The organism is Roseateles violae (assembly GCF_030410485.1).
GTDB classification, from domain to species: Bacteria; Pseudomonadota; Gammaproteobacteria; order Burkholderiales; family Burkholderiaceae_C; genus Roseateles_D; species Roseateles_D violae.
In genome coordinates this window covers 960,702-981,549 of record NZ_JAUHHC010000002.1, presented here as the reverse complement: position 1 = coordinate 981,549, position 20,848 = coordinate 960,702, and the positions used below count along the sequence as shown (strand labels likewise).

The 20,848-nt window shown below is 70.6% G+C and carries 17 protein-coding genes; 8 read left to right on the top strand and 9 right to left on the bottom strand.

Annotation, left to right across the window (positions count from 1 at the left end; all coding sequences use genetic code 11):
* The first annotated feature begins 21 nt into the window (after nt 1-21).
* A complete protein-coding gene (locus tag QWJ38_RS09990; RefSeq protein ID WP_290358899.1) occupies nt 22-2,541 on the top strand; it encodes an ABC transporter permease in 2,520 nt (839 codons plus the stop codon).
* Nucleotides 2,542-2,582: 41 nt separating this feature from the next.
* On the opposite strand, the gene QWJ38_RS09985 is transcribed toward QWJ38_RS09990, so the two are convergent.
* Nucleotides 2,583-4,700 (bottom strand): hypothetical protein, encoded by a 2,118-nt coding sequence (locus tag QWJ38_RS09985; protein ID WP_290358898.1) that lies wholly within the window; start codon nt 4,698-4,700, stop codon nt 2,583-2,585.
* Nucleotides 4,701-4,808: 108 nt separating this feature from the next.
* On the opposite strand from QWJ38_RS09985, the gene QWJ38_RS09980 reads away from it, so the two are divergent.
* On the top strand, nt 4,809-5,900 hold the full coding sequence (locus QWJ38_RS09980) for a lipocalin-like domain-containing protein (protein ID WP_290358897.1): 1,092 nt from the start codon (nt 4,809-4,811) through the stop codon (nt 5,898-5,900).
* A gap of 1 nt (nt 5,901) precedes the next feature.
* Here QWJ38_RS09980 and QWJ38_RS09975 read toward each other — a convergent pair whose 3' ends face one another.
* The 5 genes from QWJ38_RS09975 to QWJ38_RS09955 all read right to left on the bottom strand — a co-directional run bounded on the left by QWJ38_RS09975 (nt 5,902) and on the right by QWJ38_RS09955 (nt 11,751).
* Nucleotides 5,902-6,723: a GGDEF domain-containing protein gene (locus QWJ38_RS09975; protein ID WP_290358896.1), complete on the bottom strand. Its 822-nt coding sequence runs from the start codon at nt 6,721-6,723 to the stop codon at nt 5,902-5,904.
* 210 nt (nt 6,724-6,933) lie between these two features.
* The gene (locus QWJ38_RS09970; RefSeq protein ID WP_290358895.1) at nt 6,934-8,508 is read right to left on the bottom strand and encodes a DHA2 family efflux MFS transporter permease subunit; all 1,575 of its coding nucleotides are present in this window, start codon (nt 8,506-8,508) and stop codon (nt 6,934-6,936) included.
* Between the two features lie 14 nt (nt 8,509-8,522).
* Nucleotides 8,523-9,758, bottom strand: coding sequence for an HlyD family secretion protein (locus QWJ38_RS09965; RefSeq protein WP_290358894.1), 1,236 nt, complete (start codon nt 9,756-9,758; stop codon nt 8,523-8,525).
* A gap of 30 nt (nt 9,759-9,788) precedes the next feature.
* Nucleotides 9,789-11,255: an efflux transporter outer membrane subunit gene (locus QWJ38_RS09960; RefSeq protein WP_290358893.1), complete on the bottom strand. Its 1,467-nt coding sequence runs from the start codon at nt 11,253-11,255 to the stop codon at nt 9,789-9,791.
* Between the two features lie 25 nt (nt 11,256-11,280).
* Nucleotides 11,281-11,751, bottom strand: coding sequence for a MarR family winged helix-turn-helix transcriptional regulator (locus QWJ38_RS09955; protein WP_290358892.1), 471 nt, complete (start codon nt 11,749-11,751; stop codon nt 11,281-11,283).
* Nucleotides 11,752-11,843: 92 nt separating this feature from the next.
* On the opposite strand from QWJ38_RS09955, the gene QWJ38_RS09950 reads away from it, so the two are divergent.
* Complete coding sequence (locus tag QWJ38_RS09950) at nt 11,844-13,661, top strand: ABC transporter transmembrane domain-containing protein (protein WP_290358891.1); 1,818 nt, start codon at nt 11,844-11,846, stop codon at nt 13,659-13,661.
* A 32-nt stretch (nt 13,662-13,693) separates the two neighbouring features.
* The gene (locus QWJ38_RS09945) at nt 13,694-14,113 is read left to right on the top strand and encodes a hypothetical protein (RefSeq protein ID WP_290358890.1); all 420 of its coding nucleotides are present in this window, start codon (nt 13,694-13,696) and stop codon (nt 14,111-14,113) included.
* Nucleotides 14,114-14,125: 12 nt separating this feature from the next.
* Here the strand turns inward: QWJ38_RS09945 and QWJ38_RS09940 are convergent, their stop codons facing one another.
* Entirely contained in the window at nt 14,126-14,605 is a 480-nt protein-coding gene (locus QWJ38_RS09940) for an Hcp family type VI secretion system effector (RefSeq protein ID WP_290358889.1), read from the bottom strand.
* 286 nt (nt 14,606-14,891) lie between these two features.
* Here QWJ38_RS09940 and QWJ38_RS09935 point away from each other — a divergent pair, with 286 nt between their 5' ends.
* Entirely contained in the window at nt 14,892-15,566 is a 675-nt protein-coding gene (locus QWJ38_RS09935) for a hypothetical protein (protein WP_290358888.1), read from the top strand.
* Here the strand turns inward: QWJ38_RS09935 and QWJ38_RS09930 are convergent.
* Nucleotides 15,548-16,276, bottom strand: a complete 729-nt coding sequence (locus tag QWJ38_RS09930; RefSeq protein WP_290358887.1) for a winged helix-turn-helix transcriptional regulator — start codon at nt 16,274-16,276, stop codon at nt 15,548-15,550. The two genes, QWJ38_RS09935 and QWJ38_RS09930, sit on opposite strands and share 19 nt — an antisense overlap.
* A gap of 142 nt (nt 16,277-16,418) precedes the next feature.
* On the opposite strand from QWJ38_RS09930, the gene QWJ38_RS09925 reads away from it, so the two are divergent.
* Entirely contained in the window at nt 16,419-17,843 is a 1,425-nt protein-coding gene (locus QWJ38_RS09925) for an FAD-binding oxidoreductase (RefSeq protein ID WP_290358886.1), read from the top strand.
* A gap of 106 nt (nt 17,844-17,949) precedes the next feature.
* Nucleotides 17,950-18,768 (top strand): class I SAM-dependent methyltransferase, encoded by an 819-nt coding sequence (locus QWJ38_RS09920; RefSeq protein WP_290358991.1) that lies wholly within the window; start codon nt 17,950-17,952, stop codon nt 18,766-18,768.
* A 21-nt stretch (nt 18,769-18,789) separates the two neighbouring features.
* Here QWJ38_RS09920 and QWJ38_RS09915 read toward each other — a convergent pair whose 3' ends face one another.
* Nucleotides 18,790-19,737, bottom strand: coding sequence for a LysR substrate-binding domain-containing protein (locus QWJ38_RS09915; protein ID WP_290358885.1), 948 nt, complete (start codon nt 19,735-19,737; stop codon nt 18,790-18,792).
* A 106-nt stretch (nt 19,738-19,843) separates the two neighbouring features.
* Here QWJ38_RS09915 and QWJ38_RS09910 point away from each other — a divergent pair, with 106 nt between their 5' ends.
* On the top strand, nt 19,844-20,842 hold the full coding sequence (locus tag QWJ38_RS09910; protein WP_290358884.1) for a tripartite tricarboxylate transporter substrate binding protein: 999 nt from the start codon (nt 19,844-19,846) through the stop codon (nt 20,840-20,842).
* Nucleotides 20,843-20,848: the final 6 nt, after the last annotated feature.

Genomic DNA, 20,848 nt, shown 5'->3' with positions numbered 1-20,848 from the left:
GGCTCATCGCGGGCGGCTGAGATGAACGCCCGGTGGTTCGCACAGCTGTCCTGGCCGGCCCTGCGACACCAGGCCGGCCGGCAGTTGCTGGCCCTGCTGGCCATCGTGCTGGGCGTCGCCCTGGCCTACGCGGTCCATCTGCTCAACGGCACGGCGCTGGCCGAGTTCGGCAGCGCGGCGGCCAGCCTGAACGGCAAGCCCGATCTGGTGCTGCGCGCGCGCGCCGGTGCGCTCGGCGAAGAGGTCTACGCCGAGATCGCGCGCCGGCCCGGGGTGCAGATCGCCGCGCCGGTGCTCGAGGGCATGGCGCAGGCCGCCGATGCGCAGGGTCAGCGCTTCAATCTGCGCGTGCTCGGCCTGGACGCGCTGCAGGCGGCGCCGCTGAGCCCGCAGCTGCTGCCGCATGGCCAGGACCTGCAGCAGCTGCTCGATCCGCAGCGGCTCTTTCTCAACGAGGCGGCCTTGCAGCGCCTGCCGCAGCCCCGGCCGGAGCGCCTGACCTTGCGCGTCGCCGGCCGCGAGGGCCCGCTTTCGACCACGCAGACCCTGGGCGGCACGCTCGACGCGGCCGGCGCGCCGCTGGCGGTGCTGGACATCGCCGGCGCGCAGCTGCTGCTGGGCCGCCTGGGCCAGCTGGACCGCATCGATCTGCGCCTGCGGCCGGGCCTCAGTCCGACGCAATGGCTGGCCGAGGCCAAGCTGCCGGCCGGCCTCGTCGCCGCGCCGCCGCCCGACGAAGGCGAGCGCCTGCAGGAGCTGAGCCGCGCCTACCGCGTCAATCTGGGCGTGCTTTCGCTGATGGCCTTGTTCACCGGCAGCTTCCTGGTCTTCGCCGTGCTCTCGCTGTCGGTCGCGCAGCGCCTGCCGCAATGGGCGCTGCTGGGCGTGCTGGGCATGAGCGCGCGCGAGCGCGGGGCGCTGGTGCTGGCCGAGGGTCTCTTGCTGGGCCTCATCGGCAGCCTGCTGGGCCTGCTGCTGGGCTGGTGGCTGGCGGCGCTGGCGCTGCAGCGGCTGGGCAGCGATCTGGGCCTGGGCCTGATCCAGGGCCTGCGGCCGCAGTTGCGCTTTGCCGTGGAGCAATTGCCGGCCGCGGCCGTCTTCGGCCTGCTGGGCCTCGTCGTCAGCGCTCTGGCCGCCGGCGCGCCCGCGCTGGCCGTGCGGCGCATGCCGGTGGCCCAGGTCTTGAAGGGCCTGGGCGGCGCGCTGCACGGCGCCCTGCCCGCCTGGCTGGGGCCGGCGCTGCTGCTCGCCGGCCTGGCGCTGGCCCTGCTGCCGCCGCTGGCGGGCGTGCCGCTGGCCGCCTATCTGGCCATGCTGGCCATGCTGCTGGGCGGCATCGCCTGCGTGCCGGCGCTGCTGCGCGGCGCGGTCGCCATGCTGGCGCGGCTGCCGGACTCGGCCACGCTGCTGCTGCTGCGCGAGCGCGCGCTGGACCAGGCCGGCGAGGCGCTGCGCGCGCTGGCCGGCGTGCTGGTGTCCTTAAGCCTGTCGGTGGCGATGCTGGTGATGGTCGGCAGCTTCCGCGATTCGCTGGACCAGTGGTTGACGCGGATGCTGCCGGCCGATCTCTATATCCGCTCGGCGCTGCGCCTGGCGCCGGGCCAGGCGGCGCCGCTGCCGCCCGCCTATGTGGCCGCCGTGCGGCACAGCGCGCTGGCCGAGCGCATCGCCGTGCAGCGCAGCGCCAATGTGCTGATCGAGGGCGCGCCGCAGCCGGTGACGGCCTTGGCGCGCGAAATCGAGGATGAAGGCCAGCTGCCGCTCGCCGGCGCGCTGGCCGAGGGCCAGGGCCTGCCCCTCTACGTCAACGAGGCCCTGCGCGATGCGCTGCGCCTGGCGCCGGGCCAGCGCCTGACGCTGCGGCTGGAGGCCGGCGCCGGGCCGCAGCCGGCCTTTGTGCGCGGCGTCTGGCGCGACTATGCGCGCCAGAGCGGCGCGCTGATCCTGCCACTGGCCGCCTACCGGCAGTGGAGCGGCGACGCGACGGTCAGCGAGCTGATGGTCTGGCTGCGGCCGGGCACGGACGCGCAGGCCGCCGCCGCCCAGCTGCGCGCGCTGGCCGCCGAGCCGCAGGACCTGGAACTGGCGGCGGCCGGCGAACTGCGCGGCATCTCGCTGCGCATCTTCGACCGCAGCTTCGCCGTCACCCACTGGCTGCAGGCGGTGGCGCTGGCAATCGGCCTGTTCGGCATCGCGGCCAGCCAGTCGGCCCAGGTGCTGGCGCGGCGGCGCGAATTCGGCCTGCTGCTGCATCTGGGCCTGACCCGCGCCGGCGTGCTGCGCCTGCTGGCGCTGGAGGCGGCGCTGCTCTGCGGCATCGGCGCGCTGGCCGGCCTGGCGCTGGGCCTGGCGCTGTCGGCGGTGCTGGTCTTCGTCGTCAACCCGCAGAGCTTCCACTGGAGCATGGACCTGAGCCTGCCCTGGCCGCGGCTGACGGGACTGCTGGCGGCGACGTTCACCGCCGGCGTACTGGCGGCGCTGATCGCCGGCCGCCGCGCCGCCTCCGGCGATGCGGTGCAGGCGGTCAAGGAGGATTGGTAGAGGACGCCGATGGCCGGCACGCCCCGGGCATCTGCGCGACCTCAAACAGCGCGCTGCAGGCGACGTCCACAAACGAGCAGCCCACCGGCCAGCCCTAGCACCCAGCTCGCGGGCTCCGGCACATCGGTGATCGGCCCGAATCCGAAGTCCCCTTCGGCCACGGCGGCCCCCAGCACGGCCACCGGCGGCCGCAGTTGCGCCAGCGCCGTCGCCGAGCCCTGCAGTTGCGCCGCGCCGGCGTCGATGTCGTCGCTGCGGAAGCTGAACAGCGGGTTGAAGTACAGGTCCTCGCCCTGGTCGGTGAAGAACGGGTCGCTGCCGGCCAGCCGAGCGGCGTTGTCCTCGCAGTACAGGCACAGCAAATCGCCGATGCGCACGTCACCGGCCTCGCGTTCGATGAACAGTGCCTGGTTCAGCCGCAGCAGTAGCTGGTCCTCGTCTCTGCCGCCGGCGGTGGCGATGCGGACGTACGATCCACCGACCTGGCGGGTGTAGTCGTGGCTGCCGATGCGAAAGGTCAGCGAGAACAGGCCGCCGAGATCGTCGCCCGACAGCTGCCGGCCGCCGACCAGGGTGACCGGCGTCTGGCCGATATCGCCGACCTCGGCCCATACCGGCGACACGACGTCGAGATTGATATTGCGTGCCTTGATCGCGCCGAGCCCGAGCGAGAAGGCGTGGTCGTACAGGGGCGGCAACCGCAGCGCGTCGTCGGCCTGCAGATGCCCGGCAGGCACCGGACCGACCTTGCCCAGGCCGGTGTCGGCCTCGAGGGCGTCGATGTACAGCTCGTAGCCCAGCGCCAGGCCGGTCGTGTTGCGCACCTCGCCATCAAGCAGATAGCGAGGCTGCACGACCAGCTTGTTGTCGAACGCACCAGGGATCGGGCGCCAGTCCAGCGCCTGGCCCAGCGGCGCGACGATCTGGTTGGTGATCTGCGCACCGCCGGGGCTGAGCCATTCGACGGGGCGGCTGAAATTGAGTTCCAGCTTGGGAGCGACCTTGACCGTGAAGTCCTGGTACAGGCTGAGCTTGGGGCCGCCCTCCACGCCCAGCAACTTGAGGTCGAAGGGGCCGACTCCCTGATGCAGGAAGGCACCGACGAAGGGGACCAGTTGCTCCAGATTGCCGTTGAACGCCATGATCTCGCGCGCCTGCGTGCCGAACAGCGTGGTGCTGCCCGCCTGCAACCCGCCGCCCACGGCCAGGTTCGGGTAGCTGACGCTGACACTGCCATAGCCGAGCGCGATATCGCTGCCGGAAATCTGCTGCCGTCCCAGCCCGATCACCTGCACGCCGGCCGGATTGATATCGATCAGCCTGACGCTGTCGGCGTTGTTGGCGGTGAACTGGCGCGAGGTGCAGAGCACGCATTCGATGCTGCCGGTAATCGGATTGCGCAGTCGCAGCGCGCCGGCCTCGACGCGCACGCCGGCATTGAGGTTCCAGTGCAGATCGGCCCAGGCGGCGGCGGTCGGGAACGAGGTCTTGAACACGGGGTTCTGGAAGTGCTCGGTCTCGTAGCCCGGGATCGAGTTCAGGCTGTCGTAGCCGGGCCCGCCCAGCAGCGCCATCACCATGCCGAGATTCGGCTTGAACTCGCGATAGAGCCCCGGCGTGAAACTGGTGTTGGTACGGGTGTAGCCGAGCGTCGACACGCCGGTGGCGCCGCGCGTGGCGATATCGATGCGCCCGGTGCCGGGATAGGTGATATTGAGCCGCCCGCCATCCACATAAAGCCCCAGGTCCAGCCCTATATTGCCGCTTGCAACGCCGCCGGCGCGCACAAAGCCAATGTTTGGGATGCCCAGGAAGTCGGACATCAGGGCCGTCGGACTCAGCCCGACCGTCGGTACCGACACGGTGAACGCTTGCTGGAGGTCCTTGTTGACCCACTGCTCGCGGAACATCGGCCCGTCGGTCCAGGGATTGCGGTTGACCGCAGTGAAACTGACGTTGTGATTCAGCGTGAGGGCCACGCCTTGGGGTGCCCCGGCCAGCAGCAGCGAAAGCATCGCGAACGCCACAGCCGTGCTTTGATTTGCCTTCATGACCTTCCCCCTTTCCTTGGAATGCCACAGGACCACCGCCGCCCCTGCCCTCGCGATCGCAGTCTGCGCGCTATCCAATCGCGGTGCGCGGCGAATGCCGCCATCCATCCCTATTTCAGAGGAAGCGGCCTCGGCGTGGGCCGGGCAAGAGACTTCGGGTCGGACCTTTTCGGTGCAAGGCGAGGCCCGCTGACGCACCTTCACTAAGATGCCCGGATGATGACGTTCAAGCGCCGTGCGCTGCTGCAGGCCGCCGGGCTGCTGGGTCTGCTGCCGCGGACGGCCGCTGCGGCAGCCGAGGCCGGGCTGCGCTTTCCGCGCGACTTCGGCGCGCATCCGGCCAGCCGGCTCGAATGGTGGTACCTGACCGGCCTGCTGGCCGCGCCGGGCGCCGAGGCCCGCCCGCGCTGGGGCTATCAGCTGACCTTCTTCCGCCTGCGCGGGCCGGCGCCCGACGACCATCCGAGCCGGCTGGCCGCCCGCCAGCTGCTGCTGGCCCATGTCGCCTTGAGCGATCTGGACGGCCGGCGCCTGCTGCACGAGCAGCGGCTGGCACGCGCGCTGCCGGGCCTGGCCGAGGCCAGCGAGCAGGATTGCGCCGTCAACATCCGCGACTGGTCGCTGCGCCGCGAAGGCGATGTCTATCTGGCACGCTTCGATCTGGCCGCCACCGAGCTGGAGCTGCGCCTGCAGACCACGCAGCCGGTGCTGCTGCAGGGCCAGGCGGGGATCTCGCGCAAGGGGCCGCGGCCGGAGCAGTTCAGCCGCTACTACAGCCAGGTGCAGCTGCGCAGCCAGGGCACGCTGCGGCGCGAGCGCGGTGCGGTGCAGGCGCTGCAGGGCCGCTCCTGGCTGGACCATGAATGGAGCGATCAATTGCTGGGCGAGGCGCAGGCCAGCGAGCGCGCGGTGGGCTGGGACTGGGCCGGCATCAATCTGGACGACGGCGGCGCGCTGACGATCTTCCAGCTGCGCCGCGCCGATGGCAGCCGGCTCTGGGCCGGCGGCAGCTGGCGCCGGCCCGACGGCCGGACCGAAGATTTCGCGCCCGAGCAGCTGCGGCTGCGGCCGCTGCGCCATTGGCGCAGCCCGCTCAGCGGCGCCGACTACCCGCTCGAATGGGCGCTGGACACGCCGCTGGGCGCACTGCGCCTGGCCGCCCTGTTCGATGCGCAGGAGATCGATGCGCGCGGCAGCACCGGCATGCGCTACTGGGAGGGCGCGGCGGCGCTGCGCTCGGCCGAGGGCCGGCCGCTGGGCCAGGGCTATCTGGAGCTGACCGGCTATGCCGGCAAGCTGAGCTTCTGACTCAGCTCTTCAGGATGCGACTGGGCTTGCCGGGCAGCAACCCGGCGCAGGCGCGCACGCAGTTGCGGCCCGAGGTCTTGGCCACCTGCAGCGCCTCGTCGGCCTCGTGGATCAGCTGGTCGAGCCGGATATGCTCGGCATGCAGGGCGGCGACGCCGAGGCTGACGCTGACCTGCACCGGCCGGCCGTTCCAGGCGAAGTTCAGCGCCTCGACCCGCTCGCGGATGCGCTCGGCCACGTCCAGCGCGCCCAGCGGATCGGTGTGCGGCAGGAAGAGGATGAACTCCTCGCCGCCGAAGCGCGCCAGCACATCGGCCTGGCGCAGGGTCTCGGCGCTGGCCTCGGCGATGCGGCGCAGCAACAGGTCGCCGCAGAGATGGCCGAAGCCCTCGTTGACCTTGCGGAAATGGTCGACGTCGATCAGCACCAGCGCGCAGGCGGTGTCGTAGCGCCGCGCCAGCGACCATTCGCGCTCGACCAGGTTCAGGAAATGGCGGCGGTTGAAGATGCCGGTCATCGAATCGAGCGTCGCATGCCGGGTCAGCATGCGCTGCGACTGCTCGACATGGACCACCAGTCGCACCAGCATCCGGCCCAGCGGCAGCGCGATCGCCAGGCTGCAGACGCTGGCGCAGAGGCCGGCCAGCAGGCGGTCGTCGGCATCGGGCGCGCGCAGCAGCAGCCAGACCAGGCCCTGAGCCAGCGCCATCGTGACGATCCAGACCGCCGCGCACAGCAGCGACAGCGACGCCGGGCTGCCCAGCGCCTGCACCGCCCGGCTCAGCGGCGGCAACCATGCGGGCGGGTCGAAATCCTGATGCATGCGCGTCCAGCCCCTCGTCGATACAGACAGACTTTTGCAGAGGCCTATTCCAACACAGCGCCCGCCGCCTGCGCGAACGACCCCCTATTGGCGGGGGATTGCCGGGCGGGGACTTGAAAAAAGGCCGAAATCGGCGCATGCAATCGCAGCGCCGATTCCGGGCCCGGAGGTGGGTCGCTGCCTGGCTCGTCGCTGGTGTCGCTAGCGTCGCTAGTGCGCACCACCCGGGTCGACCGGCGCCGCGCCGGCCAGACGCGGTGGCCGGCGGGTCAGCCAGATGCTGAGGATCAGCAACAGGAACATGAAGGCCGAGGCGAGGAAGATGTCGTCGGCCGCGCGGGTGAAGGCCTGCTGGTCGATCAGGCGGTTGATCTGTGCCCAGGCCTGCTCGGTCGACAGCCCGCCGGCCGTCAGCTTGGAGACCGTCTCGCCGGCGATCGCATTGCCCATGCCCAGTTGCTCGACCAGGTGCTGGTGGTGCAGGGTCGCGCGGCTCTCCCACAGGGTGGTCGAGATCGAGGTGCCCATCGCGCCGGCCGTGATGCGCACAAAGTTCGACAGGCCGGCCGCGGCCGGCAGGCGCTGCGGCTGGATGCCGGACAGGGTCAAGGTCGTCAGCGGGATGAAGAAGAAGGCCAGCGCCCCGCCCTGCAGGATGGTCGGGATCATGATGGTCGCGAAGTCCGTCTGCGGCGTGAAGTGCGAGCGCATCGTCAGCACGACGGCGAACAGCACGAAGGCCCCGCTGGCCATCCAGCGCGGATCCCAGCGCGCGACATTGCGGCCGGCCACCGGCGACAGCAGGATGGCCAGCAGGCCCACCGGCGCCATCGCCATGCCGGCGTCGGTGGCCGTGTAGCCCATCCACTGCTGCAGCCACAAAGGCAGGAGCACGACATTGCCGAAGAACAGGCCGTAGGCGATCGACAAGGTGATCGCGCCGAAGGCGAAGTTGCGCCGCGCGAACAGGCGCAGGTCGACGACCGGATGCGCGTCGGTCAGCTCCCAGGCGACGAAGAAGGCGAAGCCGACCGCCGCAACGACGGCCAGCAGCTGGATCTGGCCGCTGGCGAACCAGTCCAGTTCCTTGCCCTTGTCCAGCATGATCTGCAGCGCCCCGACCCAGACCACCAGCAGGGCCAGGCCGATGCCGTCGATCGGCAGCTTCTTGATCTCGGTCTCGCGCTTGCGGTAGATGCTCCAGGTCAGGAAGGCCGCGCCCAGGCCGACCGGCACATTGATGTAGAAGATCCAGGGCCAGGTGATGTTGTCGGTGATCCAGCCGCCCAAGAGCGGCCCGACCACCGGCGCCACCAGGGTCGTCATGCCCCACAGCGCCAAGGCCGTGCCGGCCTTCTCACGCGGATAGCTGGCCAGCAGCAGGGTCTGCGACAGCGGAATCATCGGCCCGGCGACCAGGCCCTGCAGCACGCGGCAGGCGACCAGCATCTCCAGCGAATGCGCGAAGCCGCACAGCCAGGACGCGATCACGAACAGCACGACGCTTAAGCTGAACAGGCGCACCGCGCCGAAGCGCTGCGTCAGCCAGCCGGTCAGCGGCACCGAAATCGCGTTGGCGACGCCGAAGCTGGTGATGACCCAGGTGCCCTGCACCGGGCTGACGCCCAGATCGCCCGAGATCGCCGGCAGCGACACATTGGCGATGGACGAGTCCAGCACGTTCATGAAGGTCGCCAGCGACAAGGCCAGCGTGCCCAGCACCAGGGCCGGGCCATGCAGCGGCACCGGCGTCGCGTGGGCGGCACCTTGCGGGGGTTGACTCATGAGAACGCCTCGCCTCAGCCCTGCTTCTTGGCGGCCGCGCGGCCGGCATGACCCGAATTGGCCTTGATGATGCGGGCCACCTCGGCGTCGGCCCTGGCGTCCATGCGGTCATAGACGGCGGTCTGGGCCGCCGGCTCGCTGCGCTGCGCCTCGACCAGCGACTTGCCGCTCTTGTCCTGCACATCGACGGTCACTTCCATCGACAGGCCCACGCGCAGCGGATGCGCGGCGACTTGGCCTGCATCGAGCGCGATGCGCACCGGCACGCGCTGCACGACCTTGATCCAGTTGCCGGTCGCGTTCTGCGCGGGCAGGAGCGCGAAGGCCGCGCCGGTGCCGGCCGAGAGGCCGACGATCCGGCCGTCGAACTCGACCTTGTCGCCATAGACGTCGGCCACCAGCTTGGCGCCCTGGCCGATGCGCAGCTGGGCGAGCTGGCTTTCCTTGAAGTTGGCGTCGACCCAGACCTGCTGCAGGCCGACCACCGCCATCAGCGGCGTGCCGGCGGCCACGCGCTGGCCCAGCTGCACGCTGCGGCGCGCGACCCAGCCGTCCACCGGGGCCGGCAGCTCGGCGCGCTGCAGGGCCAGATAGGCCTCGCGCACGCGGGCGGCGGCGCGCAAGACGTTCGGATGCTGGTCGACGCTGGTGCCGTCGGTCAGCACCTGGTTGCTGGCCAGCTGCTCGCGGGCCGTCTGCACGGCCGACTGCGCCGCGGTCAGCGCGCTTTTGGCGCTGGCGACCTGGGTCACCGTGTGCTCGTACTCTTCCTTGCCGACGGCGCCGCTGGCCAGCAGCGGGGCGCGGCGCTGCTGGTCGGCCTGGGCGCGGGCCAGCTCGCTCTGCAGGCGGGCCACCTCGGCCTCGCGCAGCTTGATCTGCGATTCATAGCTGCCGTTGTTCGCGTACAGGGTGCGCACCTCGCGCACCGTCTGCGCCAGCTGGCTCTCGGCCTGGTCCAGCGCGACGCGGGCATCGGCCGGATCCAGGCTCACCAGCTTTTGTCCGGCCTTGACGAAGTCGGTGTCGTCGGCGTGGATGGCGCGCACGGTGCCGCCGACCAGCGGCGTGATCTGCACGACATTGGCGTTGACGTAGGCGTTGTCGGTGCTCTCGTAGCGCTTGCCGATCAGCAGGGCATAGGCGCCGTAGCCGATCAGGCCCAGCGCGACGGCGGCGCCGATCAGACTCAGCGCAAGCCGGCGCTTGGGGTTGGAGGCATCTTGGGTGGAGGTGTCGGAGGCGCTCATGGTGTGGGGTCTGTTATTTCGTTCTTGCATTTATTCCTGTGCCGCCGGCGGCAGGCTCTCGCTCCAGCCGCCGCCCAGCGCCCGCATCAGGCCGACCTGGCTGTCCAGCGTCTGCGCGCGCAGATCGAGGGCCTGGCGCTGCTGCACCAGCAGGCCGTAGTGCGCATTCAGCAGCGCCAGCCGGCTGCCGAGCCCGGCCTCGAAGCGCTGCCGCGCCAGATCGGCGCTGGAGCGCGCATTGCTCAGCAGCGCCTGCTGCTCCTGCTGCTGGCGCGCCGCCGACTGCACGCCGACCAGCTGGTCGCGCGCATCGCGCACCGCGTCGAGCAGGGTCGCGTTGTAGGAGGCGACGGCGCCGTTCAGCTCGGCGGCGGAGCCGTGCAACTGCGCGCTGAGCCGGCCGGTGTCGAACAGCGGCAGGCGCAGCGAGGGGCCCAGGCCCCAGACCAGGCTGCCGCCCTTGCCCAGGTTGTCCAGGCCGATCGAGCTCAGGCCCACGAAGCCGTTCAGACTGATGTTCGGATAGAACAGCGCACGGGTGGCCGAGACCTGCTGCGTGGCCGCCTCGGCGCGCCAGCGCGCGGCGACCACGTCGGGCCGGCGGCCCAGCAGATCGAGGCCCGGGCCGTCCTGCTCGCCCTGCAGCGTCAACGGGTCCGGCAGGCGCGGGCGCAGGCGCTCGATCGCCTCCAGCGGCTGCACGCTCAGCGCGGCCAGCTGATGGCGCAAGAGGGCGGCCTGCTCGTCCAGCACCAGGCGCTGGCGGCGCAGCTCGGGCACCGGCTGCTCGGCGCCGCGCAGCTCCTGCTCGTTGTCCAGGCCGGCGGCGACGCGCTCGCGCACCAGGGCCAGGGCGCGCTCGCGCTCGGCCAGCTGCTCGCCCAGCAGCTGGCGCTGGTCCAGCACGCGGGCCAGGGCCAGATAGCTGCGCGTCAGCTGCGTCGACAGCATCAGCCGCGCGGCGGCGGCATCGGCCAGCGCGGCCTTCTCCTGGCCGATCGCGGCGGCCAGCTCGGCCTGGTGGCGGCCGAAGAAATCCCATTCGTAAGTGACGTTGACCGCGCGCAGATCGATGGTCGCGCGCTGGTCGCCCGCGATCGGCGGCGGGTACAGGCCATGCTCGGTGAAGCGCTGGTAGGTCAGGTCCATGCCGGCGCCGACCACCGGCTTGCTGGCCGCGCCGGCCGCCTCGGCCGAGGCATTGGCGCGGGCGATGCGGGCGCGGGCGGTGGCCAGGCTGGGCGATTCCCTCAGCGCCTGGCCCATCAGCACGTTCAGCTGCCGGTCGCGGAAGACGAACCACCAGTCGGCCCGCAGATCGGGCTGCGCCTGCTGGCCCGCCAGGCTGGGGCTGGCCGGGTTCTTCAGGCCCAGCTTGGCGGCCGTCAGCGCCGGCGGCGCCTCGGGCAGCTTGGGGATGGGCGCGCAGGCACTGAGCAGCGCTGCCGCGGCCAGGGCCACGGCGGCCGGGGCATGGATTCTTTGCTTGTTCTTCATTGGATCGGATAGCAATCGTTCGTCGTCAGCCCTGCTCGGCCTGGCGCAGCGCGTCGCCATTGGCGATCAGCCTTTGCAGCAGGCTCAGCAGCAGCCGCCACTCGGCCTCGCTGAAGCCCTGCAGATGCGCGTTGAACACATCGGCCAGCACGGCGGTCAGCTTGGAGGTCAGCGTCATGCCCTCCTCGGTCAGCGAGACCATGACGACGCGGCGGTCCTCGCTGCTGCGCTCGCGCAGGCACAGGCCCTTGGCCTCCAGCCGGTCCAGCAGCCGCGTCATCGCGCCGGTGTCGGTCTCCAGCTCGCGCGCCAGGCTGGCGACCGGGCTGGGCCCGCCCAGGCGCAGGATCAGCAGCGGCACCCATTGCGCATGGGTCAGTCCGTCCTTGGCCAGGCGCAGGCCGGCCTGCTGGGCAATGGACTGCTGCACGCGCTTGAGCAGCCAGCCCAGGCTTTCGCCGCGCTGGTAGCTGTCGGGTCGATAGAACTCGGGCATGCTTTGCACTTTATTTGCCTAGGCAATGATTGTCAAGGCAAGCAACAAGGCGTCGCACCAAGCCAACAGGGCCGGCGCCCTACACTGGGCCGATGTCGACCGCCTCCGATGCCCGCGCCCCCCTTGCCGCCACCGCTACGCCCTCGTCCACCGCCGCCGGCAACCCGCGCGCGCTGAGCGGGCTCTGGCCTTTTCTGCGTCCCTACCGAGGCCGCATCGCGGCGGCCCTGCTGTTCCTGCTGCTGTCGGCAACGGCGACCCTGGCCTTCCCGCTGGCGCTGCGCGAGCTGATCGACCAGGGCTTTGTCGCCGCCGAGCCCGGCCAGCGCGTGATGGCGCTGCGCGAGCACTTCCTCGCCCTGTTCGGCGTCGGGGCGGCACTGGGGATGTTCTCCGCCCTGCGCTTCTATGCGGTGACCTGGCTGGGCGAGCGCGTCACCGCCGATCTGCGCCAGGCGGTCTATGCCCATGTGCTGCGGCAAAGCCCCGAGTTCTTCGAGACGACGCAGACCGGCGAGGTGCTGAGCCGCATCACCACCGACACCACCGTCGTGCAGACCGTCGTCGGCTCCAGCCTGTCGATGGGCCTGCGCAACACGGTGATGGGCATCGGCGCGATGGTGATGCTGGTGGCGACCAATCCCTATGTGATGACCCAGGTGCTGGGCATCCTCTTGCTGGTGGTCGCGCCGGCGCTGTTCTTCGGCCGGCGCGTGCGCAAGCTGAGCCGCGCCAGCCAGGACCGCGTCGCCGACAGCAGCGCGATCGCCGCCGAGGTGCTGAACGCGGTGCCGGTCGTGCAGAGCTACACGCAGGAGGCGGCGGAAGCACGGCGCTTCGCCGCCTCGACCGAGAACGCCTTCGACACCGCGCGCCGCCGTACCCGCGTGCGCTCGTTGCTGGTGGCCTTCATCATCACCGCCACCTTCGGCGCGCTCTTGTGGGGCCTGTACCAGGGCACACAGGCGGTGCTGGCCGGCCAGATCACGGCCGGCCACCTGGGCCAGACGGTGGTCTACGTGACCCTGCTGGTCAGCAGCGTCGCGGTGCTGGCCGAGGTCTATGGCGATGTGCTGCGCGCGGCGGGCGCGACCGAGCGGCTGACCGAGCTGCTGGCGACGCGCTCGCCGGTCGCCGAGCCGGCGGCGCCGGTGCCGCTGCCGCGCGCCAGCGGCGGCACCGCCCTGTCGCTGCGGGCCTTGAACTTCCACTACCCGTCGCGGCCGCAGCAGGCGGCGCTGGCCGACTTCGATCTCGACATCGCCGCTGGCGAGACGGTGGCCCTGGTCGGCCCCAGCGGCGCGGGCAAGAGCACGGTGTTCCAGCTGCTGCTGCGCTTCTACGACCCGCAGGCCGGCGAGATCCGGCTCAATGGCGTGGCCACCGACGCCGTCGCCCTGCACGATCTGCGCGCCGCCATCGGCCTGGTGCCGCAGGACAGCGTGATCTTCTCGACCAGCGCGCTGGAAAACATCCGCTACGGCCGCCCCTCGGCCAGCGACGAGGAGGTCCGGGCCGCCGCCCGCGCCGCCTTTGCCGACGAGTTCATCCAGCGCCTGCCCGAGGGCTACGACACCTTTCTCGGCGAGCGCGGCGTGCGGCTCTCGGGCGGCCAGCGCCAGCGCATCAGCATCGCCCGCGCGATGCTGAAGAACCCGCCCCTGCTGCTGCTCGACGAGGCAACCAGCGCGCTCGACGCCGAGAGCGAGCGCGTCGTGCAGGCCGCGCTGGAGGCCGCGATGCAGGACCGCACGACCCTGGTCATCGCCCACCGCCTCGCCACCGTGCAGCGCGCCGATCGCATCGTCGTGCTGGAACATGGCCGCATCGTCGAGGTCGGCACCCATGCCGAGCTGGTCGCGCGCGGCGGCCTGTACGCCAGCCTGGCGGCGATGCAGTTCGAGGCCTGAGCGGACTCTCCGCTCGAAGCTGGATTGGCGCCATGCTGGGATCCCTGTTCGGCAATCTGATCGGACGACCGGTCGTCGAGGCCTGCGCCTGGCTCTACGGCAAGCTGCGCGAACTCGCCTATGCGGACGTCGAGGGCCGGCATTACCAGTTCCGCGGCAACCCGATCGACACCATCGAAGGCGCGGGCTCGGAGCGCTGGCTGCTGCTCTCGGACGTGCGGCGCACGGTGGCCGACCTGCCCAGCTTCGCCTCGCTGCGCCATATGTACCCGCAAGGCTTGCGTGTCGAAGGTGCGTCGCCGAAAGAGCAGCAGCAGCGCATCGAGGCCAAGACGCTGATCGCCGTGCTTGCCAAGGGGCAGGACCTGCGGACGCGCCGCTTCATCGTCTGGCTGCGCCAGGATGTGGTCTTCCCGGCCGAGCGCAAGGCCGAGCTGCGCAGGACCCGCTAGGCGCCCTGCCGCTCAGCGCGTCGCGCTGGTCTTGGTGTTCCAGCCGAATTTCACTTCGGCGCCCAGAGCCCCCTTGGCGTCCTGGGGCTTGTAGGAGAACTCGATGTCTGCATAACTGCAGCTGACCGATTCGCTCACCTCGCCGCCCGCCGCGCCGCTGGCCTGCACGCTGCTGATGAAGACCTCCTTCAACGTGACGAGCAGATAGTCCTTCTGCCCCTCGCCGGCCTTGCGCGCCACCAGCTTCGCCTCCTTGAAATGCTTGCCGCTCACGCATTGCTTGGCCAGCATCGGCGAGGCCTTGTCATAGGGATGGGTGAACTGGAACTCCCCCGCCACCGCCTTGCCCTTGCCCGAACCGCCGCCGGGGCTGACGGCCGAGGCCTGGCTGGCGCCCCAGGCCCAGGACAGCACGACGATCTCGCCCTTGTGATCCTTGAGGGTCGACTCGCCTTCGACGCCGTCGAACTTCAGATAGAAAGCGGTGCTCATGGACGGGACTCCTTGCATTGGCGGGAAGCCGGGCAGGCCGGTCGGGAAGAAAAAGCGCGCCGATCATGCCCGCGCCGCTCGCGCCCGGATATCCCGCAAGTCGCGCGGCCTCTTCGCTGCAGCCTCTCCCTATCTCGCAGGCCCCAGCGCCGCTCTGCGGCGCGTGCCTTCTCCTAGACTTGCTCGCTCGCCGGCGGCGTCTGCATGGCCTCGGGTTCATGGAGTTCTGATGATGAAGACGAACCGAAGCGTTCCGAGCGCATCTTTGCTTCCCATGCTTTGTCTCGTGGGGCTGCTGAGCGCCAGCGCCGCGGCCAGCGCCGCCAGCGGCCAGATCGATTCCTTCGGGGCCAGCAGCACGGCGGTGCTGGCCGGCGAATCGGTGGAGCTGACGGCCTGGTTCAGCGTGCAGACGACAGCCGGCTCCTACACCGAAAGCTCGCCGGAGCCGGACCCGGCGGAAGGCCCGCAGATCTGGGAGGTCGGCCGCACCGTCACCGCCTCGGAGCTGCTCGACAGCGTCTCGCTGTCCATCAGCGCCATCGGCCGGGAACTGCTGCTGCACCCGGCCGCCTTTCCCGGCGCGGGCTTTTCGGACCACTGGACTATTTCCCTGCCCTTCACGCAGCCCGGTCTCCACTACCTGGAGCTGAACGGCAGCTGGACCAGCAACACCCAGCAAACCACGGTCACGCAGGTGGCGACCCGCAACTGCGGCACCGACGACACCGGCGTGTTCGGCTGCTCGCCGTGGGACGTGCAGTCGACCGAGCAGCGCATCGACTTCCCCTCAGGCGGCAGCTTCGAGGCGCGCGGCATCGAGATCCATGTGTCGGCGCTGCCGGTGCCGGAGCCCGCGAGGGCGGGGCTTTGGGTGCTGGGGCTGGGGGCGGTGCTGAGTGTCGCCGGGCGGCGCTCGTCCAGCCACCTCAGCCGACGAGGCTATCCAGCGCTTGCCTGAGGGCCGCGGACGACATCTTCCTCGGCGAGCGCGGCCCGCCTCGTCGAGGCGAACACGCTGGTGCCCAGCCAGCGCCACAGATCCTCCGCGTCGCGCCTGGCCCCGTCGACGCGGACCTCGTGCGACTGCAGCACCTGCTCGGGTGTCCGGTCGCCTCCCCACACCTCGGTCAGCGCGCGCACCGTCGAGTCGACGACCAGGGTCAGGTCTCGCCCCGGGTCATCGCGGCACAGGTCGGCGGCGCCGTTCTCGACCACCAGCCACCAGGCGCCCTCGTGCGGCCGCGCGTCGCGGAAGCGGAAGCTGATGACGACCGGCCGGGGCGGGAACTCCGGCAGGTTCACGAAGCGGCGGATGTCCCACATCAGCAGGCCGGCATCGAGTTCGCCGTCGCGCAGGCGGCTGCCGACCCAGCGCGCACCCCAGTGACCGAGCGCCATGATGATGGGCCGCAGATCCTCGCCGGCCTCGGTCAGGCCGTATTCCCAGACCTTGCCGACGGCGCTGCGCCGCACGACCCCGGCTTCCTCCAGCCGCTGCAGGCGCTGGGCCAGCAGACTGGTGGACATGCGCGGCACGCCGCGGTGCAGATCGTTGAAGCGCCGGCTGCCGCACAGCAGCTCGCGCACGACCAAGGGGGTCCAGCGCTCGCACAGGATCTCGGCGCCGCGCGCGATGGTGCAGAACTGGCCGTAGCTCGATGACTCCATGCTTTCGCGCCCCCAAGCCCAAACGCTTCAGATTCTGGACTGGCGGCGAGCGCCTTGTCACTGCATGCTTTCGCCGAGATCGCAAACCCGATCCCCACCGGTTCTTCCTTCCATTCATTCAATCATTCATCGGAGGCCCTTCATGGCAAACATCAAGTTGGCGCAGATGGACGGCGGCACGGTCGAACTCCCGCCGGAGGCGCTGCAGGCCTTCCGGACCGCCTTCAAGGGGCCGGTGCTGGCGCCGGAGGACCCGGCCTATGAGGAGGTGCGCAAGATCTGGAACGCGATGATCGATCGCCGCCCGGGCCTGATCGCGCGCTGCAGCGGCACGGCCGACGTCGTGCAGGCGGTGCGCTTCGCGCGCCAGCACCGCCTGCTGTGCTCGGTGCGCGGCGGCGGGCACAACATCGCCGGCCTGTCGGTCTGCGAGGGCGGGCTGATGATCGACATGTCGCTGCTGCGCGGCGTCTGGGTCGATCCCACCGGCCGCAGGGCTCGCGCCCAGGCCGGCTGCACCCTGGGCGACGTCGACCGCGAGACGCAGCTGCACGGCTTGGCCGCCGTGCTGGGCTTCGTCTCGGCCACCGGCATCGCCGGCCTGACCGTCGGCGGCGGTTTCGGCTATCTGACGCGCCGCCATGGCTGGACCTGCGACAACCTGATCTCGATGGAGGTCGTCACCGCCGACGGCAGCGTCGTGCAGGCCTCGGCCGAGCAGAACGCCGAGCTGTTCTGGGCGCTGCGCGGCGGCAGCGGCAATTTCGGCATCGTCACCTCCTTCGAATACCGGCTGTATCCGGTCGGCCCCGAGATCCTCGGCGGCGCGATCGCCTGGCAGGGCAAGGACGCGAAAGAGGTGCTCGAGGCCTACCGCAAATTCAGCGCTGAGGCGCCGCGCGAGCTGACCAGCGTGGCCGTGCTGCGCATCGCGCCGCCGGCGCCCTGGCTGCCCAAGGAGGTGCACGGCCAGCCCATCGTCGCGATCTTCGTCTGCCACAGCGGCAAGATCGAGGACGGCGAGGCGCTGCTGGCGCCGCTGCGAGCGACCGGCCGCCCGCTTGCCGACATCGTGACGCGCCGGCCCTATGTGCAGATGCAGAGCCTGCTCGACGCGACCCAGCCCAAGGGCCGGCGCTACTACTGGAAGTCGCATTACCTGCCCGGCATCGGGCCCGAGATGATCGACACCGCCGTCGCGCATGCGGCCCGCATCCGCTCGCCGCATTCGGCCATCCTGATGTTCCAGATCCAGGGCGCATTAGGCGATCTGCCGGCGGAGCATTCGCCGGCCGGCAACCGCGACGCCGCCTATGTGCTGAACATCACCGGCTCCTGGGAAAAGCCGGAGGACGACGAAATCAATATCCGCTGGGCGCGCGACTGCTTCGAGGCCACCCGCGCCTGCTCGACCGGCGGCACCTACATCAACTTCCTGACCGAGGAGGAAGGCGCGGACCGCATCGAGGCGGCCTACGGCCGCGCCACCCTGGACCGGCTGGCGGCGCTAAAGCGGCGCTATGACCCGGAGAACCTGTTCCGCCACACGAAGAGCGTCTGCGGCTGAATGCGCGGCGGCGTTCGCGCCCGGTGGTATGGTGGGCCGTGCGCCGCCGCGAGTGAACGGGCGAGCGAGCGAGCAAGCGGGCGGGCGCCAGCAAGCCGGAGGTGCGATGTCGGCATCCGATCAGGATCGTCTGTTCACGGGCTCGATTCCGCAGCTCTACGACGAGTACATGGTCCCGCTGATCTTCGAGCCCTATGCGGCCGATCTGGCCGCCAGGGTGGCGAGCCGGCGGCCATCCAAGCTGCTGGAGATCGCCGCGGGCACGGGCGTCGTCACCCGGCAGCTGGCACGCGCGCTGGCGCCCGAGGTGGGGATCGTCGCGACCGATCTGAACCAGGCCATGCTCGACCGGGCCATCGAGGTCGGCACGAGCCGCCCCGTCCAATGGCGCCAGGCCGACGCGACGCAGCTGCCCTTTGCCGACCAAAGCTTCGATCTCGTCGTCTGCCAGTTCGGCGTGATGTTCTTTCCGGACAAGCCCCGGGCCTTCTCCGAAGCCCGACGCGTCCTGCGCCCCGGCGGCGCGTTCGTCTTCAATGCCTGGGACCGGATCGAGCACAACGAGTTCGCCGACGCGGTCACCTTCGCGCTGCAGCAGATGTTTCCTTCCGATCCGCCCCGCTTCATGGCCCGCGTCCCGCATGGCTACGGCGACACCACGGCGATTGCCGAAGACCTGGCCGCGGGCGGCTTCGTGCGCCCGGCCATGATCAGCACGCTGGCGGCAACGAGCCGCGCCGCTTCGCCCAATATTCCGGCCATCGCCTACTGCCAGGGAACGCTGCTCAGGACCGAGATCGAGACCCGGGCGCCTTCGCGCTTGTCGGAGGCCACGGCGGCCGCCGCGGCAGAGATCGGCCGGCGCTTCGGCCAGGGTGCCGTCGAGGGGAAGATCCAGGCGCATATCGTCGCCGTCGAGCGCTAGGGCGGCACGCGCGCCCCTGCCTCAGGGCCGCGCCCCCAGGCCGTCCACCGCGTCTCGCAGGCAGGCGATCAACTGCTCGCTGGCCGGCGTGCGCATCCGCCCCCTCATCGTGATGATCCCGACAGGCGGCAGCGCGATCGGTACCTCGACGTCCAGCGTGGCCAGCAGGCCCTCGCGCTCGAAGTGCCTGGCGACCTGGCTGGCGACGAAGCCGACGCAGCCGCGTTCGCGAACGGCGCACAGCGTGGCCAGGAAAGACGCCGTCTCGATCAGGTCGACCGGCGGGTTCAGGCCGTGCTGGTAGAACATCTGGTTCAGCTTGATCCGTGAGGACGCCCAGGGCGGCGGCACGACCCAGGCCTGCCCGGCGAGCTCGGCCCAGCCGGGCGGCTTCTCGAGCCGGCGCAGCGGATGCTCGGGCCGCACGACGATGGCCATGCCCTCCTCGTACAGCGCCTCGGTCTCCAGGTCCGGCGCCGCATAGCCGGGCTCCAGCCGGCCGACGATCAGGTCCAGTTCGCCGACGCGCAGGCGCGGCAGCAAGCGGGTCAGGTCGCCCTCCTCGACCAGCACCGAGGTTTGCGCCGATTGCGCCTTCAGCCGCGCGATCGCGTCGCTCAAGAGGCCCGGCATCGCCACCACCATCGCGCCGACATGGGTGCGGCCGGCCGCGCCGCTGGCCACGGCGGCGATCTCGTCGCGGGTGCGGTCGTAGTCGGCCAGCACCGAGCGGGCGAAGCGCACGACGCTGGCGCCATAGGGCGTCGGCTCGGTGCCGCGGGTCGAGCGGCTGAACAGGGCCAGGTCGAACATGCGCTCGATCTCGGCCAGGGTCTTGGACACGGCCGGCTGCGTCACCGACAGGAACTCGGCCGCCCGGCCGATGTGGCGGAACTCGTCCAGCGCGACCAGCAGCTGCAGATGGCGCAGCTTGAGGTTCGAGCGCAGGACGCGATCGGTGTCGCTCAACATAACCTCCCGGCAATGAAGACAGTCAAAAATATGATTGGATTGTAATGAAGCGATATCCAAGAATGGCGGCACCTGAATCCCTACATGGCAGGAGACAAGCCCCATGACGACGACGATCTCGAACCTGAAGCGCCGACATCTGCTGCTCGGCGGTCTCGGTCTGGCCGCCACGCTGAGCCCGCTGGGCCGCGCGCTGGCCGCCGGCTACCCGGAGCGCCCGATCACCTTCATCTGCCCCTGGCCGGCCGGCGGCACGGCCGATACCACGATGCGCGCGCTGTGCGCCGCCGCCTCGAAGTCGCTGGGCCAGACCATCGTCGTCGAGAACCGCGCCGGCGCCTCGGGCATGCTGGGTGTCAAGGCGCTGGCCAGCGCCAAGCCGGACGGCTACACGGTCGGCCAGATCCCGATCTCGGTGACGCGCTTCTCGCAGCTGGGCTCGGTGCAGCTCGATCCGCTGAAGGACTTCAGCTACATCGCCCGCGTCTCGGGCCAGACCTTCGGCATCGCCGTGCCGGCCACGGCGCCCTGGAAGACGCTGAAGGACTTCGTCGCCGCGGCCAAGGCGCAGCCGGGCAAGATCACCTACGCCAGCGCCGGCGTCGGCGGTGCGACCCATGTGGGCATGGAGGAGTTCGCGCTGGCCGCCGGCATCGAGCTGAACCACATCCCCTTCAAGGGCGGCTCCGAGGCGCTGCAGGCGCTGCTGGGCGACCATGTGGACGCTCTGGCCGATTCGAGCTCCTGGGCGCCGCATGTGCGCTCGGGCAAGCTGCGCCTCTTGGCCACCTGGGGTGAGCAGCGCACGGCCGAATTCAAGGACGTGCCGACCCTGAAGGACGCCGGCTACAACGTCGTCGTCGATGCGCCGAACGGCATCGGCGCGCCCAAGGGTCTGGACCCGGCCGTCGCCGCCAAGCTGCGCGAGGCCTTCCGTGTCGCCGCGGCCAGCCCGGAGTTCGCGGCGGCCTGCGCCAAGATCGACGCCCCCTTGATGTACCTGGACGCCGCCGACTACGAGAAATATGTGGCTGCGACCTACCGCAAGGAAACGCAATTGATCGAGCGTCTGAAGCTCAAAGAACTCATTGCGAAGGGCTGATCCGCG

Coding starts and splice junctions, on each gene's coding strand:
- QWJ38_RS09990 (WP_290358899.1), top strand. CDS start 22: ATGAACGCCCGGTGGTTCGCACAGCTGTCCTGGCCGGCCCTGCGACAC.
- QWJ38_RS09985 (WP_290358898.1), bottom strand. CDS start 4,700: ATGGATGGCGGCATTCGCCGCGCACCGCGATTGGATAGCGCGCAGACT.
- QWJ38_RS09980 (WP_290358897.1), top strand. CDS start 4,809: ATGATGACGTTCAAGCGCCGTGCGCTGCTGCAGGCCGCCGGGCTGCTG.
- QWJ38_RS09975 (WP_290358896.1), bottom strand. CDS start 6,723: ATGCATCAGGATTTCGACCCGCCCGCATGGTTGCCGCCGCTGAGCCGG.
- QWJ38_RS09970 (WP_290358895.1), bottom strand. CDS start 8,508: ATGAGTCAACCCCCGCAAGGTGCCGCCCACGCGACGCCGGTGCCGCTG.
- QWJ38_RS09965 (WP_290358894.1), bottom strand. CDS start 9,758: ATGAGCGCCTCCGACACCTCCACCCAAGATGCCTCCAACCCCAAGCGC.
- QWJ38_RS09960 (WP_290358893.1), bottom strand. CDS start 11,255: ATGAAGAACAAGCAAAGAATCCATGCCCCGGCCGCCGTGGCCCTGGCC.
- QWJ38_RS09955 (WP_290358892.1), bottom strand. CDS start 11,751: ATGCCCGAGTTCTATCGACCCGACAGCTACCAGCGCGGCGAAAGCCTG.
- QWJ38_RS09950 (WP_290358891.1), top strand. CDS start 11,844: ATGTCGACCGCCTCCGATGCCCGCGCCCCCCTTGCCGCCACCGCTACG.
- QWJ38_RS09945 (WP_290358890.1), top strand. CDS start 13,694: ATGCTGGGATCCCTGTTCGGCAATCTGATCGGACGACCGGTCGTCGAG.
- QWJ38_RS09940 (WP_290358889.1), bottom strand. CDS start 14,605: ATGAGCACCGCTTTCTATCTGAAGTTCGACGGCGTCGAAGGCGAGTCG.
- QWJ38_RS09930 (WP_290358887.1), bottom strand. CDS start 16,276: ATGGAGTCATCGAGCTACGGCCAGTTCTGCACCATCGCGCGCGGCGCC.
- QWJ38_RS09925 (WP_290358886.1), top strand. CDS start 16,419: ATGGCAAACATCAAGTTGGCGCAGATGGACGGCGGCACGGTCGAACTC.
- QWJ38_RS09920 (WP_290358991.1), top strand. CDS start 17,950: ATGTCGGCATCCGATCAGGATCGTCTGTTCACGGGCTCGATTCCGCAG.
- QWJ38_RS09910 (WP_290358884.1), top strand. CDS start 19,844: ATGACGACGACGATCTCGAACCTGAAGCGCCGACATCTGCTGCTCGGC.